The sequence below is a fragment of the Sphingomonas bisphenolicum genome (assembly GCF_024349785.1).
Taxonomy (GTDB): Bacteria; Pseudomonadota; Alphaproteobacteria; order Sphingomonadales; family Sphingomonadaceae; genus Sphingobium; species Sphingobium bisphenolicum.
This window is the reverse complement of the sequence record NZ_AP018817.1, coordinates 2,713,677-2,735,327: the sequence shown is the minus strand read 5'-3', so window position 1 is coordinate 2,735,327 and position 21,651 is coordinate 2,713,677. Positions and strand designations below refer to the sequence as shown.

Sequence of the window (21,651 nt, the reverse complement as noted above, 5' to 3'; positions counted from 1 at the left end):
ATCCTGCCCGCTTCCCTTATTGACCGCCCTCTGATCGGACGGACCGTAAAATGCCTCAAATCGCGCAAATTGCCGATACCTACTCCAGCCAGATTTTCTGGTTGCTGCTGACCTTCGGCCTCGTCTTCTTCGTCATTGGCCTCGGCATGGTGCCCAAGGTGCAGGGCACGGCGGACGCGCGCGACGCGAAGATCAGTGGCGACCTGGATGCCGCCAAGGCCGCCTTCGCGCGGGCCGACGAAGCGGAAGCGGACTATCGCGTTCGTGACGCCGGCAACCGCACCGCGGCCCAGGCGACTTTGGCCAAGGCCAAGAGCGAAGCCGCCAAGGCTTCGGAAGTCCGTCTCGCCGCCGCCGATGCGGACGTCGCGACGAAGATCGCCGCCGCCGAAGCCCGGATCAAGGGCGCCAGCGAAGCCGCGATGGCAGAAATCGAAACCGTCGCGGCCGATGCGGCGCGCGACATGGTGGCGCGTATTTCCGGCGTGGAAGCGTCGGACGAAGCGGCCCGCAACGCAGTAAAGGCGGCACTGGCCCATGGCTGAGGCAGCATCCCATAGCGCATCGGAGGTTCCGCACTTGAACCAGGCGATCCACAGCGAAGGCATGGAACCGGTCGGCACCGTCGCCCATGAAGGCGTCGCACCCCATACCGATCCCAAGGCGGTCGGCATGGATGCCACGGCCTGGGTCAGCCTGGCGATGGCGGCCTTCATCGTCATCCTGCTGGTCAAGAAGGTGCCCGCCCTGATCGGCGGCGCGCTGGACGGTCGGATCGCCCAGATCAAGGGACAACTGGCGGAAGCCTCGCGCCTGCGCGCTGAAGCCGAAGCGCTCAAGGGCGAATATGAAGCTAGGCTGGCCGCCGCGGCTGGCGAAGCCGACGCCATGCGCAAGGCGGCCGAGCATGAGGCCGAAGGGCTGATCGCCGACGCGAAGGTCAGCGCGGAGGATCTGGTCGCCCGTCGTCAGAAGATGGCGGAAGACAAGATCGGCGCAGCCGAACGCGCCGCGATCACCGCCATCCGCGCCAAGGCCGTGAACGCGGCAACCGCCGCCGCCGCGGTGCTGATCGCCCAGGGCCATGACGCCAAGGCGGACAAGGCGCTGGTGGATAGCGCCATCGGCGGGCTCGGCACGATCAACTGATCGGTTCGAACGGACTGAACGAAAAGGGCCGGTGCGGTAACGCGCCGGCCCTTTTCGTTTCCAACTATCCCGTCTTGCGATGTGAATCGCCGACTGGGTGGATTGTTGGGACATGGCGACCGTACCTCGGATGTTGCCAAAGTCCGTCTAAGGTCATCAGGCCTTGAGCAGGCGGCTCAGTCGGAACCGCCTGCTGCCCGTCACCTCGCCAGCGTGGCGTTGTCGATCACGAAGCGATATTTGACGTCGCTCTTCTGCATCCGCGCATAAGCCGCTTCGATATCCTGGATCGCGATCATCTCGATCTCGGACGTGATGCCCTTCTCCGCGCAGAAGTCGAGCATCTCCTGCGTTTCGGCGATGCCGCCGATCAGCGATCCCGCGATCGCCCGTCGCTTGAAGATCAGCGCCGCGACATTGGGCGAGGGGTGGGCATGTTCGGGGACGCCGACCAGCGTCAGCGTGCCGTCCCGCTTCAACAGCGCGGTGAAGGCATCCAGATCGTGGCTGGCCGCCACCGTATTCAGGATGAAGTCGAAGCTGCCTGCATGCGCTGCCATCTCGTCCGCGTTGCGCGAGACGATCACTTCGTGCGCGCCCAGCGCCAACGCGTCCTGCCGTTTGCTCTCTGATGTCGTAAAGGCGACGACATGCGCGCCCAGCGCATGGGCCAGCTTCACGCCCATATGGCCCAGGCCGCCTATCCCGACGATACCGACCTTCATGCCCGGCCCGACCTTCCAGTGGCGCAGCGGCGACCAGGTGGTGATGCCCGCGCACAGCAGCGGCGCGACCGCCGCCAGTTGCTCCGGCGCATGGCTGATCTCCAGGACGAAATCGTCTTTTACCGTGATGCTCTGCGAATAGCCGCCCAGCGTATGGCCGGGGGCATCGGCGGTCGGGCCGTTATAGGTGCCGGTGAAGCCGGTCTCGCAATATTGCTCCAGCCCTTCGTCGCAGGCGGCGCAACTCTGGCAACTGTCGACCATGCAGCCGACGCCGACCGCGTCGCCGACCTTGAACTTGGCGACATGGTCGCCGACCGCGGTTACATGGCCGACGATTTCATGCCCGGGAACGCAGGGGTACAGCGTGCCGTCCCATTCGGACCGAACCTGATGCAGGTCGGAATGGCACACGCCGCAATAGGCGATGGCGATCTGCACGTCATGCGCGCCGACCGGGCGGCGCTCGATATCGATGGCTTCCAACGGCTTGTCGGCCGCATAAGCGCCATAGGCTTTTACGCTCATTGGGTGGTCCCTCTGATGCTGGTGGTTGTTGATCTGTGGATAGGCCGCAGTCTTTTGTACGGTGCGGTATAGATAGAACGCCTTCGCCTCCTATCAACCCTGCCATTGCGAAAGACGCGGGGGGCGCTATCTCTGCCCGCATGTCCGGCCCACAATCTCCCGACCGCTTCAACGAAGACAAGGCAAGCTTCACCGTCACCGGCAGCCAGCCGGATATCGACATGGGGGTGGAGGCAATCCGCACCACGCTCAAGACGCTGCCGATCCGGCCAGGCGTCTATCGGATGCATGATGCGCGCGGCGACATACTGTATGTGGGAAAGGCCCGCGCGCTCAAGAATCGCGTCGCCAATTACACCCAGGTCGATCGCCTGCCGCGCCGGCTCCAGCGCATGGTCGCCCAGACGCGCAGCATGACCATCGTCACCACCAACAGCGAAGCCGAGGCCCTGCTGCTGGAGGCGCAACTGATCAAGCGCTATCGCCCGCCCTACAATGTCCTGCTGCGCGACGACAAAAGCTTCCCTTTCATCCTGCTGCGCGAGGACCACGCCTTCCCCCGCGTCCAGAAGCATCGCGGCGCACGCAAATATAAGGGCTGCTATTATGGCCCCTTCGCCAGCGCCGGATCGGTCACGCGCACCATCAACGCGCTGCAAAAGCTGTTCCTGCTCCGCTCCTGCACCGACAGCTTCTTCGCCAACCGCTCGCGCCCCTGCCTCCTCTATCAAATCAAGCGCTGCTCGGCCCCCTGCGTCGACCGGATCGATGCCGATGGCTATGCCGAACTGGTCAATGATGCACAGGATTTCCTCGGCGGCAAATCGACCGCGGTGCAAAAGAAGCTCGGCGTTGCGATGGAGCAGGCGGCGGAATCGCTCGATTTCGAGCAGGCGGCGGTCATCCGTGACCGGCTGAAGGCGCTGACCTTCATTCAGGGGTCGCAGGCGATCAATGCCGAAGGGCTGGGCGATGCCGACATCTTCGCGCTGGCGGCAAAGGGCGGGGCGATGTGCATCCAGGCTTTCTTCATCCGAGGCGGCCAGAATTGGGGCCATCGCAGCTTCTTCCCCGTCCACACCGCGGACGTGGCGGAGGATGAGGTGCTGGAAAGCTTCATGGCGCAATTTTACGAGGAAGTGCCGCCACCGCGCCTGATACTGGCCGATCGTCAGCCCGCCGAATGCGAACTGATGGCGCTGGCGCTCAGCGAACGGGCGGGGGGCAAGGTCCGCATCGAAGTGCCCCAGCGCGGCGACCGCACCCGCCTCATCAAACAGGCGCAGCGCAACGCCGTGGAGGCGCTCGACCGCCGCCTTGCCGAAACGACCAGCCAGGGCAAGATCCTGGACGAACTGGTCGAGGCGTTCGGGCTGGAGGGCGTGCCCGACCGCATCGAAATCTACGATAACAGCCATATTCAGGGCGCGCATGCCCTGGGCGCGATGGTCGTCGCGGGGCCAGAGGGGTTCCGCAAGAACGCCTATCGCAAGTTCAACATGAAGAACCCCGAAACCAGCAACGATGATTTCGCGATGATGCGCGAGATGTTCGAGCGGCGCTTTGGGCGCGCGCAAAAGGAAGACCCGGATCGCGACAGCGGCGAATGGCCCGACCTGGTGCTGATCGACGGCGGCAAGGGTCAGCTATCGGCGGCCCGCACGATGCTGGAGGAAATGGGCATCGAGGATGTCTGCATGATCGGCGTCGCCAAGGGGCCGCATCATGGCCGCGACGGGCGCGAAATCTTCCACATGCTCGACGGGCGCGAAATCAATTTCCCCGTCAACCATCCCGTCCTCTTCTACCTCCAGCGCCTGCGCGACGAGGCGCACCGCTTCGCCATCGGCGCCCATCGCGCCAAGCGCAGCAAGGCGATCACCGTGTCGTCGCTGGACGAAGTGCCCGGCATCGGTCCCGCGCGCAAGAAGGCCCTGCTGATGCATTTCGGCACCGCCCGCGCCGTCCGCGACGCCGCGCTGGACGACCTTGCGCGCGTGCCGGGCGTGTCAAAAGCGGTGGCGCAACAGGTCTATGATTATTTTCATGGATGATGGGGCGGGCGGAGTGGTTAAGGCAGCTTTGGGGGTGGCGAGATTTCCACGGCGTCATGCTGAACTTGTTTCAGCATCCATCAGGCCGAATAAACCATTGCTCCATCCGGAGGAATGGACCCTTAAACAAGTTCTGGGTGACGATGCTTATATATTTGCCTCTGGTCGTTTGCAGTAACGCCGCTCCCGTGATGCCGGGCTTGACCCGGCATCCCGTTACATTCCCCCCGCAGACAACCGGCTACACGGGCTAACAATGTAGGATTTTCTCTGATCTAACCTGTCGGATGATCCGCGCGCGCCCCTTGGCCCCACTCGCCTACACCGAAAAATTTGTGACCCAATTGGCGCGTCACAATGACCCACCCGGCGCGTCATGGGCGCGTGCCTATGACCTGACCGGCGCGTAGGCGGCGCGCGCCAGTCGCGCGGCGATCGCGTCGCCGTTACAATTCGCCCCATTTTCTCGCGTTTTCCATATCCAGAACGGTGTGAACTTCGGCACCATGACCGCGTTGTGACCCTGCAAAGGCGGCCCGCATCGCCTTCCCCCACCCGAATCACCCCGGAGCCGATCATGAAAAGCATCAACCCCGCCACCGGAGAAGAGATCGCCACTCACGAACAATTCACCGAAGCGCAGATCGACGCCGCGCTCGACCAAGCGACCGCGACCTTCGCGACATGGCGGACCACCCCCATCGCGGATCGCGTCGCGCTTCTCACCGCATTGGCCGACTCCTATCACGATAACCGTGACCGCCTCGCCCGCATGGCGACTCTGGAAATGGGCAAGACGCTGAAATCCGCGCTGGCGGAGGTCGACAAATGCGTCGCCGCCTTCCGCCATTATGCGCAAGCCGGCACCGCCATGCTGGATGGCGGCAGCATCCCGCTGGCCGCTGGCGGCAAGGCCGATTATGTCTGGCTGCCGATCGGCCCCGTGCTGGCGGTGATGCCGTGGAATTTCCCCTATTGGCAGGTCGCCCGCTTCCTTGCCCCTTGCATCCTCGCCGGCAATGTCGGCCTGCTCAAACATGCCAGCAATGTACAGGGCGTCGCCGCGCTGATGCAGGAGATGATGGGCGTGGCTGGCGCGCCCGATGGCCTGTTCCAGAACCTGCCGATCCGCTCGGACGCGGTGGCGGCGATCATCGCCGACGATCGCGTCGCCGCCGTCACCCTGACCGGCAGCGAGGGCGCGGGCCGCGCCGTGGCGGAACAGGCGGGCAGGGCGCTCAAGAAGGTGGTGCTGGAACTGGGCGGCGCGGACCCGTTCATCGTCATGCCCTCGGCCGATCTCGACGCGGCGGTCAAGCAGGCGGTAACGGCGCGGGTCCAGAATAGCGGCCAGTCCTGCATCTGCGGCAAGCGGATGATCGTCCATACCGATATCTATGACGCCTTTCTGGACCGCTTCTCGGCCGCGATGGCAGCGGTAAAGGCCGGCGATCCTTTCGACCCGGACAGCGACATGGGTCCACTGTCCAGCGAAGAACAGCGCCGCACCGTGCAGGAACAGGTCCGGAAGATGCAGGCCGCCGGCGCGACCCTGATCGGTGGTGAAACGCTGCCCGGTCCCGGCGCCTACATGACCGCCGGCATATTGACCGATGTGCCCACCGACCCCGCCTTGATGGGGGAAGAGATTTTCGGCCCCATCGCCATGCTGTTCCGGGCCGCGGACATCGACGACGCGATTGCCATCGCCAATGGCATCCCCTTCGGCCTCGGTTCGTCGGTCTGGACCACGGACGCGACGGAAGAGGCGCGCTTCATCCGCGACATCCAGGCCGGTATGACGGCGGTGAACCAGATGCTGGCCTCCGCCCCCGAAGCCCCTTTCGGCGGCGTCAAACGCTCGGGCCATGGCCGCGAACTCGGCCCGTTCGGGCTGCACGAATTCATGAATTTGAAGAGCGTCTATCGGAGCGGATGATCGGCGAACCGCTTTCCTATCGGGATGCTAGAACGTACAGACAGGCGCCATGCCCAGCCTCAGCACCACCGCGATCGTTTGCGCCGTGCGCCATCATGGCGAACATGGTGCGATCGTGCGGTTGCTGACGCCCGATCATGGCCTGCTGCCGGGCTATGTCCGTGGCGGTCGGTCGCGGGCTTTGCGCCCGGTGCTGCTTCCCGGCAATATCGTGAAGGCCGATTTCCGCGCCCGCACCGAGGATCAACTGGCTGGCCTGACTGTCGAACTGGCGCAGAGCCGCGCGCCGCTGCTGGCTGAACCGCTGCCGGCGGTGGCGATCGACTGGAGCTGCGCCCTGACTGCCGCGGCGCTGCCGGAAGGTACGCCCTATCCCGCCTTGCATCAGGCGCTCGACGGCGTGCTGGGCGCGGTGGAGGCGGCCCCGGCGGCGCGCGGCTGGGCGGTGGCGCTGGTGCGCTACGAATTGCTGCTGCTTGCCGAACTGGGCTTCGGACTCGACCTGACGCGCTGCGCTGTCGGGGGCGACGTGCACGACCTGGCCTATGTCAGCCCGCGCAGCGCCGCAGCGGTCAGCCGCGCGGCGGCGGTCGGCTATGAAGCCCGGTTGCTGCCGCTGCCCCCCTTCCTGATCAAAGGCGGCATGGGCGACTGGACGCAGATATTGGACGGGCTGCGCCTCACCGGCTTCTTCCTCGAACGCTCCATCCTGATCGATCGGCGCGCCGACATCCTCGCTGCGCGCGAAAGACTGGTCGACCGGCTGAAAAGGGCGGTTGCGTGAAACCTCCTGTCTCCATAAGGGGCAGCCACGCAATATAAGGAGTCTCGCCATGTTGATCGCCCTGTTCCCCGGAGACGGCATCGGTCCCGAAATCGTCGCACAGGCAACCCGCGTGCTCGATGCGCTGGCGATCGATGGCCTGACCTATGAGGACGGACTGGTCGGCGGCGCGGCCTATAAGGCGGTCGGTCATCCGCTGCCGCCCGAAACGCTGGAGATCGCCAGGCGCGCAGACGCCATATTGTTCGGCGCGGTCGGCGATCCCGACTGCGATTCGCTGGACCGCCACCTGCGCCCCGAACAGGCGATATTGGGCTTGCGCAAGGAATTGGGCCTCTTCTCCAACCTGCGCCCGGCCAAGGTCTTCCCCGAACTGGCCGACGAATCCGCGCTGCGCCCCGAAGTCGCCAGCGCCATTGACCTGCTGATCGTCCGCGAAACCAATGGCGACGTCTATTTCGGCGAAAAGGGCTTCCGCACCACCGCCGACGGCCTGCGCGAAGGCTATGACGTGATGTCGTACAACGAAGCCGAAGTGCGCCGCATCGCCATTGCGGGCTTCGAAGCGGCCCGCGCCCGTCGCGGCAAGCTCTGCTCGGTGGACAAGGCCAATGTACTGGAAACCAGCCAGCTCTGGCGCGACGTGGTGATCGCCGTGTCGGCCGACTATCCCGACGTGGCGCTGAGCCACATGTATGTGGACAATGCCGCGATGCAGCTGGTCCGCAACCCCGGCCAGTTCGACGTCATCGTCACCGGCAATCTGTTCGGCGATATCCTCTCCGACCAGGCCAGCATGTGCGTCGGCTCCATCGGGATGCTGGCCTCGGCCACGCTGAACGGCGGCGGCCAGGGCCTTTACGAGCCGATCCATGGCTCCGCCCCCGATATCGCCGGCACCGGCAAGGCCAATCCGCTCGCGACGATCCTGTCGGCGGCGATGATGCTGCGCTATTCGCTGAACCTGCCCGAACAGGCCGACCGGATCGAAACCGCTGTGGCCAAGGCGCTGGCCGACGGCGCGCGCTCGCCCGATCTGGGCGGGACCATGTCGACCGTGGAGATGGGCGACGCGGTTCTGGCTGTGCTCTGACCGCTCGGTTCGTCGCATAAGTCTCGGATGGACTTAATCTTTGCGTCCCCGGTCCGATCTAATCGGAAAATGGGGACGCATAATGCCGACGGAATTGAGACAGGATCATGATGCCTTGCGGGGCATGATGCGGGAATTTGCGCATGTCATGCGCACGCAGGGGCCCGAGGCGCTGCCGGACATCACCCGCAGACGCATCGCCTTTTCCCAGCTGTTCCGCGATCATATGGGCCGCGAGGACGCCTTGGTCGTCGCCTTGCGCACCGGGCGGACGGCGGTGCAGTCCGATCCGGTCGCGCGCGACCATAGCCGCGCCATGGTCGCGCTGTTCCTGCGCTACAGCGACCATATCAAGAGCTGGACACCCGCCCGGATCGAACGGGACTGGTCGGGCTATCGTGACTCCGTGCTGGAATTGCAGCAGGGCCTGCTCGACCGCATGGCGTGGGAAGAGCGGCATCTGCACCCGCTGATGGCCGAGGCGCCGCGCCGGGCCGCTTAACAGGACTGGTCGGGAAGGGCCAGTTACAGGGCCAATTGCGCAGCATCGGTCCTGTCGTCGCGCCTGCGCGATCGATAGGGCGTTGCGATGACCGATTTTCCCCTGTCCAGCCTCCGCGCCGCCGCCCAGATGGTACATGCGCAAGTGCCGCCCACCCCGCAATACGCCTGGCCGCTGCTGGGCCAGCGGTCCGGCTGCGACCTTTGGGTCAAGCATGAGAATCACACCCCTACCGGCGCGTTCAAGGCGCGGGGCGCGATCACCTATATCGACTGGCTGCGGCGTACCCATCCGGAAGTGAAGGGCATCATCACCGCGACCCGCGGCAATCACGGACAGGCGCAGGTGCGCGCCGCCACCGCCGCCGGCATCTCCGCCACCATCGTCGTGCCGCACGGCAATGCGCTTGAAAAGAACGCGGCGATGCGCGCATTCGGCGCGACATTGATCGAACATGGACATGATTTCGACAGCGCCAAAGCCGAAGCGATCCGTCTGTCGGCGCAGCAGGGCCTGTTCATGGTCCCGGCCTATCATGACGAACTGGTGCGCGGCGTCGCCAGCTACGGGCTGGAACTGTTCGACGCGGTGCCCGACCTCGACACCGTCTATGTCCCGGTCGGTTGCGGATCGGGCCTGTGCGGCACGATCGCTGCGCGCGACGCATTGGGCCTCAAGACTAGGGTCGTCGGCGTGGTGTCCGCCCATGTCGATGCGGCAAAGCGTAGCTTCGAAGCCGGACGGCTGATCTCCAGCCCAACCGCCTATACCTTTGCCGACGGCGTCGCGGTCTGCACCCCCGTCCAGGCGGCGCTTGACTATTTCGGGTCGCGCGCCGACCGTTTCGTGGACGTCACCGACGATGAGGTGGCGCAGGCGATCCGTATCTACTGGCAGGATACGCATAACCTCGCCGAAGGGGCGGGCGCCGTCGCTCTGGCCGCGCTCTTGCAGGAAAAGGACCGAATGCGCGGCAAGAAGGTTGCGGTTATCCTCTCGGGCGGTAATGGCGACATGAGCCAGATGGCCGAGATATTGGGCGGCGCCACGCCGCAAGTGAATCAGGACATGCGGAAAGCGATATGAAGCGCAAGAGCGGACAAAATCCCGACATCACCAGGAACTGGAAGCCCGCGACGCTGGCGATCCGCGGCGGCACGGCGCGCAGCGAATATGGCGAGACGTCCGAAGCCCTGTTCCTGACCAGCGGCTACAGCTACGACCGGGCGGAAGACGCCGCCGCGCGGTTCGCCGGCGAACAGGTCGGCATGACCTATAGCCGCCTCCAGAACCCGACCGTGGAGATGCTGGAACAGCGGATCGCCCTGCTCGAAGGGGCAGAAGCCTGCCGCGCCACCGCCACCGGCATGGCAGCGATGACCGCGGCTTTGCTGTGCCAATTGTCCGCGGGCGACCATGTCGTCGGCGCCAAGGCGGCCTTCGGCTCGTGCCGCTGGCTGACCGATACGCTGCTGCCCAAGTTCGGCATCGAAACGACGACGATCGATGGCAGCGACACCGCGGCCTGGGAAGCGGCGATCCGGCCCAATACCAAGGTCTTCTTCTTCGAAACCCCGGCCAATCCGACGATGGACGTGGTCGATCTGGCGGCGGTCTGCGCCATCGCCAAGGCGCATGGCATCACCAGCGTCGTCGACAACGCTTTCGCGACGCCCGCGCTGCAACGGCCGATGGACTTCGGTGCGGATGTCGTCGCCTATAGCGCGACCAAGATGATGGACGGGCAGGGCCGCGTCCTCGCCGGCGCCATTTGCGGCTCGCGCGACTGGATCGACAATGTCCTGCTGCCCTTCCATCGCAATACCGGGCCGACGCTGGCCGCGTTCAACGCGTGGGTGGTGCTCAAGGGGCTGGAAACGCTCGACCTGCGCATCCGCCGCCAGAGCGAAAACGCGCTCAAGGTCGCCGCCTTTCTGGAAGGGCGCGTCGCCAAGGTTCTGTATCCCGGCCTCGAAAGCCATCCCCAGCACGCGCTCGCCATGAGTCAGATGGCCATGGCCGGCCCGATCTTCTCGCTTTATGTCGGCGGTGGCCGGGCGGAGGCGCATGGCCTGCTCAATGGCCTGGAACTGGTCGATATCAGCAACAATATCGGCGATTCGCGTTCGCTGATGACTCATCCGGCATCGACCACCCATTTCGGCATGGCCGAAGCGGCGCGGCTGGAAGTCGGCATCACCGAAGACATGCTGCGCCTTAATGTCGGGCTGGAGGATGCAGACGACGTCATCGCCGACCTCGATCAGGCGCTGCGGTCGATAGGGCGTTGACGAATGAGGGGGTTAGGGCGCATTTCTGAGACGTGAACGCGCTCTTCCCCTTCCACGCCACCACGCGGGACATCATCGTCCATGTCGCGGTCACCTTCCTGCCCGAACAGTCGGAGCCGGACCGGGGCCGCTGGTTCTGGGCCTATCATATCCGTATCGAAAATCAGGGTGACCAGCCGGTACAGCTCCTGACCCGCCACTGGATCATCACCGACGGGCGCGGCGCGCAGCATATGGTCGATGGCGATGGTGTGGTCGGTGAACAGCCGGTGGTGCAGCCGGGGAAAAGTTATGACTATGTATCGGTTTGCCCTCTCAATACGCCGACCGGGTCGATGAAGGGCAGCTATCGCATGATAGGCGTCGGCGGCGAGACGTTCGACGTGGCGATCCCGCATTTCGCGCTCATCGCGCCGGCGGTGGCCGAATGAAGCGGACCCATTTGCCGCTCAACGGCCTGCGCGTGCTGGATGCCGCCGCGCGGCACCTGTCCTTCACCCGCGCCGCGGACGAACTGGCGGTAACGCCGGCCGCCGTGGGGCAGCAGATTCGCGCACTGGAGGACATGCTGGGCGTCGTCCTGTTTCGCCGCACGCCCAAGGGGCTGGAACTGACGCCGGAGACGGAGGCGGGGCTCGACGCGCTGCGCGCCGGTTTCCTGGAGTTTGAGGAAGCGGTGCGGGCGATGCAGGCGGGCCAGTCCAGCCATGCGCTGACCATCGCCGCGCCGCGCGACATCACCGGAAAATGGCTCCAGCCGCGACTGGCCGCCTATGCCGCCGGCCAGTCCGACCTGACTTTCCAATTGATCGCCGCAGACGAGGCGCTCGACTTTACCGAAGCCAATCTCGACATCGCCATACGTCTGGCCGACGGTGCAGGCGAGCATGAAGGCGTCAAGATCGGCGAAGCTGCCTATGTCACGGTCGAGGCGGCGGCCGGTGGCCCCGACCATCGCATCGACTGGCCCGGTTGCCCGGCGGGCGACAAGCCCGCGATCATCCGCGTCGCCGACGGCGGCCTGGCGATCGAGGCGGCGGTCAGCGGCTTTGGCCGGGCGCGGGTGCCGCTGTTGCTGGCGCAGGCGGACCTGGTGGCCGGCCGGGTGCGGCAGGTGGGCGATACGACGCCGACCTTGCTCGCTTACTGGCTGATCGCGCCGCTGCCGCAGTGGCGGCAGAAGAAGGTCAAGGCGCTGGTCGAGGCGCTGACGAGCTAAGTCGCTCCATTGGGCGATGATGATTGGCAATGTCCGTGAAAAGCGGCCATGGACCAATATGTTACGGCTTTTAAGGTCGTGCCTGGCCACAGACCGAGGCGCCGATGTTTCATGTAGAATATGACCCCCGCGCCAATTGCCTGATGATGAAGGTCGAAGGCTTCTGGAATGCGGACAATGTGGTGGCCCTCGCCAAGGAAGTGGGAGCGAAGGCCAATCAGGCCAAGGCGATCCGTGACGATTTCAACGTCATCGTCGAATCCTTCGAATTCCCGGTGCAGGCGAACGACGTCGCCGATCTGCTCGCCGGCATCATGCGCGGGGGCATGACGCTTACCAGCGGACGCACGGCGGTGGTCGTCGGCAGCCAGTTGAACAGAGCGCAAGCGGAACGCACCCTGGTCCATCCCAGGGTGCGTGTCTTCCTGACCATGGAGGAGGCGCAGGCCTGGGTGGCGGAAGAAGCCGATCTCGCGTCGGCGGAGCAGGTAGGCCCTATTCCGCCAGCAGGTTAAGCGCCCTCGTCATCAGCGCTACCAGCTTTGGTTCGTCCAGCCGCGCGGCGGGGTTGTTCCAACTGGCGCTGGCCGCATACCAGCGGCCGTTGCGCGCCTGCGCCAGCACGTTCATCGCCATCACGCCGGGTTCGCTGCCGCCCTTATAGCCCAGATAGCGCCAGCGTTTCGCATCGGCGGGCGCGATGCCGGGGTTGACGGCCAGGACCGACAGCGCGTCGCCGCCATGCAGGCGCAGCCAGTCGAGCAGGCCGATCATGTCCCTTGATGATGCGAACCATTCGATGCTGTCGATCGCTGTGGGAATTTCAGCCACGCTGCCTACGTCCACCTTGTCGGCAGTCAGACGGGGAGCCGCATCGTGCAGCAGCCCGCGACGGTCAGCGAGCGATCCCGCTTCGTAGCGGCGGCGCAGATCGGCATTGGCCGGCATTTTGAGCGCGAAGGCTTCGGCGGTGCTCAGGATCGGCAGCACCTTGGCCGCATCGGCATGGCCGGTCGTGGCCAGCATGGCGTCTACCCGATCCCGCCCCAGCGCGCGCAGCAGCGTATCGCTCGCGCTATTGTCGCTTTCGGCGATCATCGCTGTGGCGAGGCTGTGCAGCGTCATCGGCGCGCGGTCGGGCCAGTTCAGCAGCCGCCCGGAGAAGCTTTTCGGGCCGAGCGGAATGACGTCGCTCCAGCGCCGCTCGCCCGCCGCCGCGCGCGCCAGTTCGGCGAGAATATAGAGTTTGAAGCTGGAGCCTGTCGCCATCTGCGCGTCGGCGCGATGGGTGCGCAGCGACTGCGGACCCATATCGGTCAGTTGCGCGATCGCGAAGGCGGTGGTGCCGGGCAGGGCGGCGATCTCCGCCATCACCTTGTCCAGGCTGTCATTGGCGGTACGGGCACCGACGATATGCAGGCCGACGACCAGATTGGGCGCTTGCGGCGCGACGACCAGGGTGAAGCCCACGGTCGCGCGCTCATAGCGAATTTCGACCTGACCCGCGGTGGCGCTGTCGGTCCGCACCGCGCCCAGCGCCAGCGGTTTGCCATGCTGGGCGCGCAGGTCGGCGGCGATGGCGCGCCAGCGGTCGACCGGCACGGCTTCCAGAAAGAGCGTGGAGAAATAGGCCTCCTCGCCGCCCGTAGCGCCGAGGATGGCGAGCAACTGTTCCGCGCGAGCCTGATAGGCCGGGGAGGGGGCTGCCTGTGCAGGGGACACGAACATGGCGATCAGCATCCATAAGCCAGCGATAAGGCGAGGCAGCATGGCCAGGCGCACCGACTTCAGGGCAGAGGTGCGCCCGTCCTTCAAGCGTCGATCGCTTCCTCGTCCACCGCGGCGGCATTTTCCTGGATGAAGGCGAAGCGATGCGCGGGGTTGGTGCCCATCAGCCGGTCGACCAGATCGCGCACCTGCTGCCGATCCTCGATATCGTCGGGCAGGGTGATGCGGATCAGCATTCGGGTCTTGGGGTCCATGGTGGTTTCGCGCAACTGCATCGGGTTCATTTCGCCCAGCCCCTTGAAGCGGCTGACCTCCACCTTCTTGCCCTTGAACTCCTTGGCCATGAGCTGTTCGCGATGGGCGTCGTCCTTGGCGTAGAGGCTCTTGCCGCCCGCCACCAGCCGATAGAGCGGCGGCTGGGCGAGATAGAGATGGCCGCGCCGTACCAGTTCAGGCATTTCCTGGAAGAAGAAGGTCATCAGGAGCGTCGCGATATGCGCGCCGTCCACGTCGGCGTCGGTCATGATGACGATGCGCTCGTAGCGCAGATTGTCCGGGTTGCAGTCCTTGCGCGTGCCGCAGCCCAGCGCCAGGATCATGTCGGCGATTTCCTGATTGGCCAGGATCTTGGCGTTATTGGCGGACGCGACGTTCAATATCTTGCCGCGCAGGGGCAGGATCGCCTGGGTCTTGCGATCGCGCGCCTGCTTGGCGGAACCGCCGGCGCTATCGCCTTCGACCAAAAAGATTTCAGCGCCTTCCGGGTCATCGTTCGAACAATCCGTCAGCTTGCCGGGTAGGCGGAGCTTGCGGCTATTGGTCGCGGTCTTGCGCTTGACCTCTTTCTCCTGCTTGCGCTTGAGGCGCTCGTCCATGCGGTCGAGCACATAGGCGAGCAGCGCCTTGCCCCGATCCATATGGTCGGTCAGATAATGGTCGAAATGGTCGCGCACCGCATTTTCTACCAGTCGCGCGGCGTCGGGGCTGGTCAGCCGATCCTTGGTCTGACTCTGAAACTGCGGATCGCGGATGAAGACGGACAGCATGATTTCCGATGACGTCATGATGTCATCGGCGGTGATGTCCTTGCCCTTCTTCTGTCCGATCAGTTCGGCAAAGGCGCGGATGCCCTTGACCAGCGCGGCGCGCAGTCCCGCTTCGTGGGTGCCGCCGTCGGGTGTCGGAATGGTGTTGCAATACCAGCTATAGCTGCCGTCCGACCAGAGCGGCCAGGCGACCGCCCATTCGACCCGGCCCGCGGTGCCGGGGAAATCCTGATTGCCCGAAAAGAAGACACTGGTCGCGCAATCGCGGTCGCCCACCTGTTCCTTCAGATGGTCGGCCAGGCCGCCGGGAAACTGGAACACGGCTTCGGCCGGCGTATCGTCGCTGATCAGCGACGGATCGCATTTCCAGCGGATTTCGACGCCCGCAAACAGATAGGCCTTGGACCGGGCAAGCCGATGCAGCCGGGCCGGCTTGAACTTCTGTTCGCCGAAAATCTCGGTGTCCGGCACGAAACTGACCAGCGTGCCGCGCCGGTTGGGCGCCGCGCCGACCTTTTCCAGCGTCGTGACGGGCAAGCCTCGCGCAAATTTCTGGCGGAACAATTCCTTGTTGCGCGCCACTTCGACCACCGTATCGGTCGACAGCGCATTGACCACGGAAATGCCCACGCCATGCAGGCCGCCTGAGGTGGCATAGGCCTTGCCCTCGAATTTGCCGCCCGAATGGAGCGTGGTCAGGATCACCTCCAGCGCCGATTTGCCGGGAAATTTGGGATGTGCGTCCACCGGGATGCCGCGGCCATTGTCGGTGATGGTCAGCTTGTTGCCGGCCTCCAGCGTCACCTCGATCCGGGTGGCGTGACCGGCCACCGCTTCGTCCATGCTGTTGTCCAGCACTTCGGACGCCAGATGGTGCAGCGCACGCTCGTCGGTGCCGCCGATATACATGCCGGGGCGGCGACGCACCGGCTCCAGTCCCTCCAGCACCTCGATGGTGGAAGCGTCATATTGCGGCGTGGCGGGAGTGTTGGCGGCGAACAGGTCTTCGGACATGCGACAAGCTATAAGCGGGCGCGCGGCGGGCGCAAGCGTCGAGCCATGTCGGGCAGAAACGATATGTCACAAAGGGAATTGAAACAAAAAGCATGGCGGGCTCGTTAGCGGGGAGAAGACGGGCAGAAAACGGCCGGTCCGGCGAGGAGACTAATAAATGAAGACCAACTTTATTGCGCCGCTTGGCGCCACCCTGGCGCTCGTCCTGGCGATGCCTGCGGTTGCCCAGGACAGCGCACCGGTGGACTGGACGGGACCGTATGTCGGTGGCTCTTTCGGTTATAACTGGCAGAAGAAGGATGGCGCCGAACATCTGCGCTTCGATTCCGATGCTGACGGCGATTATGACGACGTTATAAGAACCGGCACGGGCGCCAACGCCTTCTCGCCCGGCACATGCGGCGGCGCGGCGCGGGGGTCGACTCCGGCCAGCGGTTGCTCCAGCGACAAGGACGCAATCGGCTGGATGGGCCATGTCGGTTATGACCGACAGTTCGGCAGCATCGTTGCGGGCGTCGTTGCCGAAGCCGGCAAGGCTTATATCAGCGACAGCGTGACCGAATATTCGACCACGCCGGCCTTCTACACCATGACCCGCCGGATCGATTATAACGCCAATCTGCGTGCCCGTCTGGGTTACACGACTCCCGGCGGCATCATGCCCTATATCACCGGCGGTCTTGCCTATGCGAAGGTGAAGAACAGCTTCAGCACCAGCAACGGCGCCAACAGCTTCACCGAAGTTGATCGGAAGGAAGATGGCTGGGGCTACACCATGGGTGGTGGTATCGAGGCCAAGGTGTCGAACAACTTCTCCATCGGCGCGCGTTATCTGTGGACCCGCTACAATGTCGGCGACTATCGCGTAGATGTCGGCGCGGGCACGGCCCCGGCTACCAATCCGTTCCGCATCACCCCGTCGGGCGGCGCCAGCATCAATCGTGGCGACAAGTTCGACACGCAGAGCGTGATGGTGACCACCAGCTTCCGCTTCTGAATATATTCAATAAAGAAAGGCCCGGTTTCCAGATGGAAGCCGGGCCTTTCTTGTGTCTGGCGTGAAGGATCAGCGCACCCGCGGACCGCCGAAGGGCAGGGGTGGAGGCGGGCGGCGCGTGCCGCGCGGCAGTTGCGCCTGATAGGCGCGGCCGCAATGTTCGACGCAATAGGGAAATCCGGGATTCACCTGCTCACCGCAGAAATGGAAATCGGGTTCACCCGGATGCCCCATCGGCCATTTGCAGATCCGTTCGGTCAGGTCGAGCAGCGTCGTCTTGTCCGCAATCTCGGCGCTCGGCTTGGCCGGCACCAGGCGGCGCGGCGGCGCGGGCGGAATCGGCGCCTGCTGGTCGCCCGGACCCTGGCGCAGGAAGCCGCCGGGCCCGACCGAAATGATGCGGGGCTGCGGCGGCGGGGGCGGCGCGTCCGTGGCGGCCGCCGCCGCGGGGGCCGGTATCGCAGGCGCTGGCGGCGGGGCGACCGGCGCACGCACGGGAGCCGGGGGCGAGGTGACCGGCGCCGCGGCGCGGGGCGCTTCCACGTCCGGGGCGGCGGCGGGCTTGCGCTGGGCAGGGGCGGCCGCTTTCTTGGGCGTCTCGTTCGCCTTCACCGGCGAAGGACGGGATTGCAGGCCCAAGCGATGCGCCTTGCCGATCACCGCATTGCGGCTGACCCCGCCGAGTTCATCGGCGATCTGGCTGGCGGTCAGGCCGCGCTCCCACATCCCCTTGAGCTGGTCGATACGCTCGTCGGTCCAGGACAATGAAAAAACTCCTCACAAATCTTCTATGGCACCCTATATGGGAAGCCACGCCGCAGGTTCAAATCCTTGGACCTTCCCCCTTGCGGCATAACGGACCAGCCGATAGTCGATCCCACCATGAACGACCAGCCCAAAATTCACGCCGCGCCTGCGGCCCAGCCGCCTTTCCCCGAGCCTGGCGTCCCGCAGATCCGCAACATCAACTGGGCGGGCACCTGGGCGCTCTACGCCAAGGAAGTACGCCGCTTCCTGAAGGTGCAACTCCAGACCGTCTGGGCGCCGGCGATCACGACGCTGATGTTCCTGGTGATCTTCATCGTGGCCCTGGGCGGCAGCGGGCGAACCGTGCTGCTGCGCGGCGAAGCGGTGCCCTTCGCCGATTTCATCGCGCCGGGCCTCATCATCATGGGTATGATCAACGCCTGTTTCGCCAATGCCAGCTTCGCGCTGATGGTGGGCAAGGTGCAGGGCACGCTGGTCGATTATCTGATGCCGCCGATCGCGGTGGGTGAATTGCTGTTCGCGCTGGTCGCATCCTCGGTGACGCGCGCGATGTTCGTCGGCTTCGCCCTGTGGCTGGCCATGGCCTTGTGGCCCGGCGTCCATGTCACGCCCGCGCATCTGTGGGCGGTCGCCTGGTTTGGCCTGCTCGGCACCAGCTTCATTGCCTTTCTGGGCGTACTGACATCGATCTGGGCGGAAAAATTCGATCATGGCGCGGCGATCACCAATTTCGTGATCGGCCCGCTCGCCCTGTTGTCGGGCACCTTCTATTCAATCGACCGGTTGCCGCCGGTCTTCCAGGCGATCAGCCACGCCAATCCCTTCTTCTATATCATTTCCGGCTTCCGCTACGGCTTCGTAGCGGCGGCGGACACCAATGTCGTGGTCGGCAGCAGCGTGTTGCTGGCGCTCAATCTGGTGCTGGGCGGACTATGCTACGCGCTGCTCAAGCGCGGCTGGAAGATCAAGGCCTGACCCACCAGCGCCGCTTCAGATGAAGGCGGCGAAGAGTGGTACGGCGATGCCCATCGCGAACAGCATCGCCGCCGCGATCAGCCAGTGATGCAGGCGGGGCCATGGGTGCAGAGAAGGCGGGGCGTCACCGGGACGCCCCGCCTTCTGCTTATCCACCGACGCGGGAGAGCGCGAGTCCCGCAGCAGCGATCTCATTGGCGGGATAGATGTTGCGCAGGTCGATGAGCGCTTTGCCGGTCATGGTGTCGGCGAGGCGCTTCAAATCGAGTGCGCGGAAAATGTCCCATTCGGTGACGAGCACGACGGCGTCGGCGCCATCGGCTGCTTCATAGGCGTCCTTGGCCATGGTCACGGTGGGCATCATCGGCGCGGCGACATCCATGCCTTCGGGATCATAGGCGACGATCTTCGCACCGGCATCCTCCAGAGCCTGGACGATGGCGAGGCTGGGCGCGTCGCGCATGTCGTCGGTATTGGGCTTGAAGGTCAGGCCCAGCAGCGCGACCGTCTTGCCGCGGGCGTCGCCGCCCATCGCCTTGACGATCTTGCGGCCCATCGCCCGCTTGCGCAGGTCGTTGACCTGCACCACCGTTTCGACGATGCGGATCGGGGCGTCATGATCCTGCCCCGTCTTGACCAGCGCCAGCGTGTCCTTGGGGAAGCAGGAGCCGCCATAGCCCGGCCCGGCGTGCAGGAATTTGGAGCCGATACGGTTGTCCAGCCCGATGCCGCGCGACACGTCCTGCACCTCGGCGCCGACCGCTTCGCACAGATCGGCCATCTCGTTGATGAAGGTGATCTTGGTCGCCAGGAAGGCGTTGGCGGCATATTTGATGAGTTCGGCGGTGCGGCGACCGGTGAACATCAAAGGCGCCTGGTTGAGGTTGAGCGGGCGATAGACCTGGCTCATCACCGCGATTGCACGCTCCGATCCGGTGGTGCCCACGACGACGCGGTCGGGCCGCTTGAAGTCGCCGATAGCCGCGCCTTCGCGCAGGAATTCGGGGTTGGACACGACCTGAATATCAAGGTCGGGCTTGAGTTCGCGGGCGATCCGCTCGACTTCATCGCCGGTGCCGACCGGTACGGTTGACTTGGTCACGATCACCGCGGGCGCATCGAGCGCCGCCACGATTTCCCGCGCCGCAGCATAGACATAGCTGAGATCCGCATGGCCATCGCCCCGGCGCGACGGCGTGCCCACCGCGATGAAGATCGCGTCCGCGCCCTTGACGCCGGCGGCCAGGTCGGTGGTGAAGGTCAGCCGGCCCGATGCGGCGTTGTCCCCCACGAGCTTGTCCAGCCCCGGTTCGAAAATCGGCATCCGGCCGGACTCGATCGCCGCGATCTTTCCCGCGTCCTTGTCCACGCACACCACGTCATGACCGAAATCCGCAAAACAGGCTCCTGACACAAGTCCAACATAACCCGTGCCGATCATCGTGATTTTCATGGACTATTCAGCTCCGTATGACGTGGTGACTAGGCGCGGCTCTATCATAGTCCGCGTATATTTCAATTCGCTGCGTTGCAGCGGTGAATTTGGCGATGGCGTTCAGCCGCTGGTTACCAATTTCTGCGACAGGCTGAACGGAGCGGCAGGCAAAGGAGTTGATGTGAAGGTAGCGCTGGTGTTCGGGACGCGACCCGAAGCGATCAAGATGTTCCCGGTGATCCATGCGCTGCGCGCGCAGCCGGGCGTGACGACACGCGTTATCGTGACCGCGCAGCATCGCGGCCTGCTGGACCAGGTGCTGGAGATTGCCGGGATCGTACCCGATATCGATCTGGACGTCATGGTGCCAAACCAGACGCTGGACGGCCTGACCGCAAAGCTGATCGTCGAACTAGGCAGGGCCTTCGATGCGGAAAAGCCCGACCGCGTCGTCGTCCATGGCGACACGCTCACTACGATGGTCGCAAGTCTGGCCGCCTATTATCGCAAGATTCCGGTCGCCCATGTGGAGGCCGGGCTGCGCAGTGGCGACATCCACCATCCTTGGCCGGAAGAAGTGAATCGCCGGGTCGTGGCCTGTATCGCCGACATGAATTTCGCGCCGACCCAAGCGGCGGCCGATGCGCTGCTGCGTGAAAGCCGCGACGCTGCCAGCATCCACATTACCGGCAACACCGTGATCGACGCGCTGCTCGCGACCCGCGATCGCCTCTTGGAGGAGCCGGCGCTGGCCAGTGGCCTGGATGGTCTGGCGGCACGCTTCGCGGGCAAGCGGATCGTTGCCGTCACCAGCCATCGGCGCGAGAATTTCGGCGGCGGCATGGAAGCGATCGCTCGCTCGATCGCGGACATCGCTGCGCGACCCGATGTGGCGGTGATCTTTCCTGTCCACCCCAATCCCAATGTCCGGCCGGTGATGGATGCGGTGCTGGGTGGCCTGCCCAATGTCGCGATGATCGAGCCGCTCGACTATCCGCATTTCGTGCGATTGCTCGACCTGTGCCATCTCGTGCTGACGGACAGCGGCGGCGTGCAGGAGGAGGCGCCGTCGCTCGGCAAGCCGGTGCTGGTGATGCGCGAGACGACCGAGCGGCCCGAAGGCGTCGATGCAGGGACGGCCAGGCTGGTCGGCGCGGATCGCGACCGCATCGTGCGCGAGGTGCTGGCGCTGCTGGATGATGAGGGCGCCTATCAGGCGATGGCGCGGGCGCACAATCCCTTCGGCGACGGTCGGGCGGCGGCGCGAATCGCCGCGCTGATCGGCGCGGATGCCCCAGCGCCGGAATAAAAGCGGCGACGCTGCGGGCGCTATCTGCTACCGGACGGCATCGCCGCGAAACCTGCCCGCAAGCATTCGCCACGACCGAGAGACAGATCGCGCTC

The 21,651-nt window shown here is 65.0% G+C and carries 21 protein-coding genes; 15 read left to right on the top strand and 6 right to left on the bottom strand.

Annotated features, from left to right (window positions below):
- The first annotated feature begins 50 nt into the window (after positions 1-50).
- Both SBA_RS13560 and SBA_RS13555 read left to right on the top strand, forming a co-directional pair.
- Positions 51-545, top strand: a complete 495-nt coding sequence (locus SBA_RS13560) for a F0F1 ATP synthase subunit B family protein (RefSeq protein WP_224549788.1) — start codon at positions 51-53, stop codon at positions 543-545.
- On the top strand, positions 538-1,149 hold the full coding sequence (locus tag SBA_RS13555) for a F0F1 ATP synthase subunit B family protein (protein ID WP_261934816.1): 612 nt from the start codon (positions 538-540) through the stop codon (positions 1,147-1,149). The genes SBA_RS13560 and SBA_RS13555 overlap by 8 nt, the downstream gene beginning before the upstream one ends.
- A 200-nt stretch (positions 1,150-1,349) precedes the next feature.
- Here SBA_RS13555 and SBA_RS13550 read toward each other — a convergent pair whose 3' ends face one another.
- Complete coding sequence (locus SBA_RS13550) at positions 1,350-2,402, bottom strand: NAD(P)-dependent alcohol dehydrogenase (RefSeq protein WP_261934815.1); 1,053 nt, start codon at positions 2,400-2,402, stop codon at positions 1,350-1,352.
- A gap of 140 nt (positions 2,403-2,542) precedes the next feature.
- Here SBA_RS13550 and uvrC point away from each other — a divergent pair, with 140 nt between their 5' ends.
- The 10 genes from uvrC to SBA_RS13500 all read left to right on the top strand — a co-directional run bounded on the left by uvrC (position 2,543) and on the right by SBA_RS13500 (position 12,799).
- A complete protein-coding gene (uvrC, locus tag SBA_RS13545) occupies positions 2,543-4,456 on the top strand; it encodes an excinuclease ABC subunit UvrC (RefSeq protein WP_261934814.1) in 1,914 nt (637 codons plus the stop codon).
- 574 nt (positions 4,457-5,030) lie between these two features.
- Positions 5,031-6,395: an NAD-dependent succinate-semialdehyde dehydrogenase gene (locus tag SBA_RS13540; protein WP_261936734.1), complete on the top strand. Its 1,365-nt coding sequence runs from the start codon at positions 5,031-5,033 to the stop codon at positions 6,393-6,395.
- A gap of 49 nt (positions 6,396-6,444) precedes the next feature.
- Positions 6,445-7,179, top strand: a complete 735-nt coding sequence (recO, locus tag SBA_RS13535) for a DNA repair protein RecO (protein WP_261934813.1) — start codon at positions 6,445-6,447, stop codon at positions 7,177-7,179.
- Between the two features lie 49 nt (positions 7,180-7,228).
- Positions 7,229-8,272 carry a 3-isopropylmalate dehydrogenase gene (gene leuB, locus SBA_RS13530; protein ID WP_261934812.1) on the top strand — a complete coding sequence of 348 codons (1,044 nt, stop codon included), beginning with the start codon at positions 7,229-7,231 and terminating at the stop codon, positions 8,270-8,272.
- A gap of 82 nt (positions 8,273-8,354) precedes the next feature.
- Positions 8,355-8,774: a hemerythrin domain-containing protein gene (locus SBA_RS13525; RefSeq protein WP_261934811.1), complete on the top strand. Its 420-nt coding sequence runs from the start codon at positions 8,355-8,357 to the stop codon at positions 8,772-8,774.
- 87 nt (positions 8,775-8,861) lie between these two features.
- Entirely contained in the window at positions 8,862-9,860 is a 999-nt protein-coding gene (locus tag SBA_RS13520; RefSeq protein ID WP_261934810.1) for a threonine dehydratase, read from the top strand.
- Positions 9,857-11,065 (top strand): trans-sulfuration enzyme family protein, encoded by a 1,209-nt coding sequence (locus tag SBA_RS13515; protein ID WP_261934809.1) that lies wholly within the window; start codon positions 9,857-9,859, stop codon positions 11,063-11,065. The genes SBA_RS13520 and SBA_RS13515 overlap by 4 nt, the downstream gene beginning before the upstream one ends.
- A 32-nt stretch (positions 11,066-11,097) precedes the next feature.
- Complete coding sequence (apaG, locus tag SBA_RS13510; protein ID WP_261934808.1) at positions 11,098-11,496, top strand: Co2+/Mg2+ efflux protein ApaG; 399 nt, start codon at positions 11,098-11,100, stop codon at positions 11,494-11,496.
- Positions 11,493-12,284, top strand: a complete 792-nt coding sequence (locus tag SBA_RS13505; RefSeq protein ID WP_261934807.1) for a LysR family transcriptional regulator — start codon at positions 11,493-11,495, stop codon at positions 12,282-12,284. The genes apaG and SBA_RS13505 overlap by 4 nt, the downstream gene beginning before the upstream one ends.
- A gap of 104 nt (positions 12,285-12,388) precedes the next feature.
- Positions 12,389-12,799 carry a hypothetical protein gene (locus SBA_RS13500; RefSeq protein ID WP_261934806.1) on the top strand — a complete coding sequence of 137 codons (411 nt, stop codon included), beginning with the start codon at positions 12,389-12,391 and terminating at the stop codon, positions 12,797-12,799.
- On the opposite strand, the gene SBA_RS13495 is transcribed toward SBA_RS13500, so the two are convergent.
- Both SBA_RS13495 and parE read right to left on the bottom strand, forming a co-directional pair.
- Positions 12,780-14,099 carry a class A beta-lactamase-related serine hydrolase gene (locus SBA_RS13495; protein WP_261934805.1) on the bottom strand — a complete coding sequence of 440 codons (1,320 nt, stop codon included), beginning with the start codon at positions 14,097-14,099 and terminating at the stop codon, positions 12,780-12,782. The two genes, SBA_RS13500 and SBA_RS13495, sit on opposite strands and share 20 nt — an antisense overlap.
- Positions 14,096-16,072, bottom strand: a complete 1,977-nt coding sequence (gene parE, locus SBA_RS13490) for a DNA topoisomerase IV subunit B (protein WP_224549811.1) — start codon at positions 16,070-16,072, stop codon at positions 14,096-14,098. Before parE ends, SBA_RS13495 begins: the two co-directional genes overlap by 4 nt.
- A 157-nt stretch (positions 16,073-16,229) precedes the next feature.
- Between parE and SBA_RS13485 the strand changes: the two genes are divergently transcribed.
- Positions 16,230-17,069 (top strand): outer membrane protein, encoded by an 840-nt coding sequence (locus SBA_RS13485; RefSeq protein ID WP_261934804.1) that lies wholly within the window; start codon positions 16,230-16,232, stop codon positions 17,067-17,069.
- A 69-nt stretch (positions 17,070-17,138) separates the two neighbouring features.
- On the opposite strand, the gene SBA_RS13480 is transcribed toward SBA_RS13485, so the two are convergent.
- On the bottom strand, positions 17,139-17,834 hold the full coding sequence (locus SBA_RS13480; protein WP_261934803.1) for a GcrA family cell cycle regulator: 696 nt from the start codon (positions 17,832-17,834) through the stop codon (positions 17,139-17,141).
- Positions 17,835-17,951: 117 nt separating this feature from the next.
- Here SBA_RS13480 and SBA_RS13475 point away from each other — a divergent pair, with 117 nt between their 5' ends.
- Complete coding sequence (locus SBA_RS13475) at positions 17,952-18,812, top strand: ABC transporter permease (RefSeq protein WP_224549816.1); 861 nt, start codon at positions 17,952-17,954, stop codon at positions 18,810-18,812.
- A 15-nt stretch (positions 18,813-18,827) separates the two neighbouring features.
- On the opposite strand, the gene SBA_RS13470 is transcribed toward SBA_RS13475, so the two are convergent.
- Together SBA_RS13470 and SBA_RS13465 are read right to left on the bottom strand one after the other, a co-directional pair.
- Positions 18,828-18,968: a hypothetical protein gene (locus SBA_RS13470; RefSeq protein ID WP_261934802.1), complete on the bottom strand. Its 141-nt coding sequence runs from the start codon at positions 18,966-18,968 to the stop codon at positions 18,828-18,830.
- Entirely contained in the window at positions 18,961-20,265 is a 1,305-nt protein-coding gene (locus SBA_RS13465) for a UDP-glucose dehydrogenase family protein (RefSeq protein WP_224549818.1), read from the bottom strand. Before SBA_RS13465 ends, SBA_RS13470 begins: the two co-directional genes overlap by 8 nt.
- A gap of 163 nt (positions 20,266-20,428) precedes the next feature.
- Here SBA_RS13465 and wecB point away from each other — a divergent pair, with 163 nt between their 5' ends.
- Entirely contained in the window at positions 20,429-21,556 is a 1,128-nt protein-coding gene (wecB, locus tag SBA_RS13460) for a non-hydrolyzing UDP-N-acetylglucosamine 2-epimerase (RefSeq protein WP_261934801.1), read from the top strand.
- The last annotated feature ends 95 nt before the right edge of the window (positions 21,557-21,651 follow it).